At 43.9% G+C, this 3,259-nt stretch carries 4 protein-coding genes; all 4 read left to right on the top strand.

The features are described 5' to 3' along the window. The first annotated feature begins 210 nt into the window (after positions 1-210). From JOC78_RS17355 to JOC78_RS17340, 4 genes are read left to right on the top strand one after another with little or no spacing between them, the layout of a single operon-like run. Positions 211-768 carry a DUF6431 domain-containing protein gene (locus JOC78_RS17355; RefSeq protein ID WP_338023229.1) on the top strand — a complete coding sequence of 186 codons (558 nt, stop codon included), beginning with the start codon at positions 211-213 and terminating at the stop codon, positions 766-768. Then, positions 761-2,119 carry a DDE-type integrase/transposase/recombinase gene (locus tag JOC78_RS17350; protein WP_204558601.1) on the top strand — a complete coding sequence of 453 codons (1,359 nt, stop codon included), beginning with the start codon at positions 761-763 and terminating at the stop codon, positions 2,117-2,119. Before JOC78_RS17355 ends, JOC78_RS17350 begins: the two co-directional genes overlap by 8 nt. Next, positions 2,112-2,912 carry an ExeA family protein gene (locus JOC78_RS17345; protein ID WP_204558599.1) on the top strand — a complete coding sequence of 267 codons (801 nt, stop codon included), beginning with the start codon at positions 2,112-2,114 and terminating at the stop codon, positions 2,910-2,912. Before JOC78_RS17350 ends, JOC78_RS17345 begins: the two co-directional genes overlap by 8 nt. Continuing rightward, positions 2,909-3,148 (top strand): DUF5348 domain-containing protein, encoded by a 240-nt coding sequence (locus JOC78_RS17340; protein ID WP_204558597.1) that lies wholly within the window; start codon positions 2,909-2,911, stop codon positions 3,146-3,148. Before JOC78_RS17345 ends, JOC78_RS17340 begins: the two co-directional genes overlap by 4 nt. Positions 3,149-3,259: the final 111 nt, after the last annotated feature.

The raw sequence follows: 3,259 nt of genomic DNA, 5'->3' as shown, positions 1-3,259 counted from the left end.
TGTTAATGCTACTCAAAAACGGCCAATTGTTGACGGTATTGTTTGTCCGGGGGTTGACGGATATAATGTCCTTAACAACCCTGAAGAAAGGAAAAGACGCCTTCCATAATGCCGGCCATTACCAGTGGCGCGACGGAAGACGTCCCTCTAAAACTATGATCATTGTGTCTCATTATACCATAGTGAAATCCGCCGAGAAAGGCGTTTTTTATTAAGTGCGCAGAAAAGGTTCCTTGTCCCTGTTGTCAGCATCAGGTTTATAAGGTCATTGGTTCAAGAGAAAGACAGTTAAAAGATGAAAGAGGCATAGCCAGAACATTTGTCATCAGGAGGCTGCGGTGCCAGCAGTGTCAAAAGATTCACCATGAGCTTCCTGATCTGATGATCCCATACAAACGTTACGCTGCAGATGTCATTGAAGAAACGATTTTTCAAACAACGCACCTGACGGTGGCGGCAGATGAAGCTACGATTTACCGGTGGAGGAAATGGTTCTTTGAGTTAATTGATTACTGGCTGTTTATTCTTCAATCCCTACTGATTCAATTTGAGCAGAATGAGACCCGAACAGTCGACCTGTCCAGTCGTCTGTTGCCTGTGCATAAACGAGTTGGACAATGGTTCGGCACAGCACAAGGATGGCTGGGGAAAATTGTCCATCCAGTTGCCAACCATCATTTTTGGATACATACCCGTTCTGCGTTTTTGTCCGCTTACTCATCATATACACTTCACTTATCAAGAAAAGGGAGTGTGAAACATGAGTAGAACAAAAGCAGATGAAAAGGCAACAAATCGCTTTCAAATGATTGCGCCGTTATTAAATGAAGAATTAGATAAACAGGAACGAGGAAAACTCGTCAAGCAAATCTGTGTGCAGTATGGCCTGTCTGAACGTACTATTCGGCGCTACCTCTCACAGTTTAAGGAAAAGGGCTATGAGGGCTTAAAGCAAAAACCTTATCGGGCAGTTTCGGAGGAACTTCAGGATCAAGTACTTGAACAAGCCATTTTATTAAGACGAGAAGTTCCAAGCAGAAGCATCGCCTCTATCATTCAAATCCTTGAGTGGGACGGCCTTGTAGAAAAAGGGGCATTAAAACGATCCACACTACAGGAGCGCTTAGCTAAGCGTGGTTATAGTGCACGACAGATGAAGATGTATCATGAAACATCTGGTGCTGTCCGCCGTTTCCAAAAGCGTTGCCGAAATGCCTTATGGCATTCTGATATTAAATACGGACCTTATCTGCCAATTGGACCGAACGGTACAAAGAAACAGGTTTATATGGTGGCGTTTTTAGATGACGCAACTCGTTTTCCTCTGCATGTATCATTTTATCCGATGCTTGATGCACGTTGCGTTGAAGATGCATTTCGGGAAGCTGTCAGGAAGCATGGAGTACCTGAAAGTGTGTATTTTGATAACGGAAAACAGTACCGGACGAAATGGATGACCAGAACCTGTTCCAAATTAGGCACACGCCTACTTTATGCCCGTCCCTATTCCCCTGAATCAACTGGAAAAGTAGAACGCTTTAATCGAACATTTGAAGAGTTTATACAGGAAGTAAAACTTGAAAACCCACAAACGCTTGAAGCATTAAATCAATGGTTAGGTGTATGGCTTGATGAGCGTTATCTTCATAAGCCACATCGGGCTTTAGGAGAAAATACCACACCTTTGGAAGCTTACCGTAACGAAGGTACGCCGATTCGTCACGTATCAGCTGAAGAACTTGCGCATGCATTTCTGCATTCAGAAACAAGGAAAGTTGATAAAGCCGGCTGCATTAGCTTTCAGGGTGAAAAATATGAGGTTGGCATCAATTTTGTAGGTTGTAAAGTAGAGATCACCTATGATCCTCAAGACACGAGTGAACTGACTGTGGATTACTCGGGTTTTGATAGCTGGAAAGCCAAAAGACTAGTGATATCAGAGAGAACAGGGAAAAGACCATCACTTCCAGAGAAAATGGTGAAGGAACCTGCCGGTTCTTCAAGACTTCTGAAAGGCGCTCAGAGATTGAACCAGGAAAGAAAAGCAGCGGCCATCACGCCTTCTGTACCAGCTGTCAGCTTCCGTCATATTGGAAAAGGAGGACAGCGCCATGTTTGAATCCTTTTTTGAGATGCGTCATACACCGTTTTCCCGCAGCATTCCAACGACTGAGTTATATGAATCCACTCAGCTCGAAGAAATCATTGGACGACTGAATTATGCCGCAGAACGTCAGCTTTTCGCCGTCATGACTGGTGAGTGTGGGCTCGGAAAAACGACAGCCGTTCGCAAGTTTACAGATCAACTGGATCCATCTCTTTATAAACTGCTTTATTTATCAGATTCTAAGCTGACACCCCGTCACTTTTATAAAGGTATGTTAGAACAGTTAGGGCTTGAAGCGAAGTTTTACAGGGGTGACGCTAAGCGTCAGTTACATCGTGAGATTGAACTGATGAAAGGCATCCATAAGTTAACGCCTGTCGTGGTAGTCGATGAAGCACATCTGCTTGATCGTGAAATGTTAGAGGAAGTACGCTTTCTTTTGAACTTTCGGATGGATGCGCAAAGTCCAATGGCACTGATTATGGTTGGGCAGACTGAGCTGTGGGACCGTCTTCAGCTACAGTCTTTTGCGGCGATCCGTCAGCGAATCGATATTCAATTCAAGCTTGATCATCTTGATCGTGCTGAAACCGAGCAATATATGAATAAACACTTGCGATATGCGGGTGTTGAACGTGATATTTTTAGTGATCTGGCCATTGATGAGATCTTCAGTTATTCAAGTGGGGCATCACGTCTGATCAATAAACTGGCCACACACTGTCTACTGTTCGCAGCTCAAAATGGTGCGCGGATCATTGATGACCGGATGGTCAAAAAGGTGATTGAAGGTGAACTGGCATGAAACCAAGTCGCTGGAAGCAAATGTACTTTGAGAAAGAAATTGATTGTTGGATCGTTGATTGGGGCGATCAAACGGGTTATAAAATGAGGTGCGGTGAATGGTTTGATCTGTACCTTGGTTACGGTAAAGTGCTATCCTGCCGTCTGGAACTTGGCAGCGACTGGTACATCATCACTGGACAACATGAGGTCCGTTTTTATCTAAAGCAAAACGAAACTTATCAAGTAGATATGTAGATTTTTGATGGGAGGCCTTTAAAGCCTCCCTATCTTTAAATGGCAAAAAACCCGTCAGGTTCAGGACAAAATGAGCTGTCAATTTCTGGTCATTATCAGGCGTCATTAACA

It is taken from the genome of Bacillus ectoiniformans (assembly GCF_016908875.1).
In the GTDB taxonomy this organism is placed as follows: Bacteria; Bacillota; Bacilli; order Bacillales; family Domibacillaceae; genus Bacillus_BX; species Bacillus_BX ectoiniformans.
This window is presented reverse-complemented; position numbering and strand designations above follow the sequence as displayed.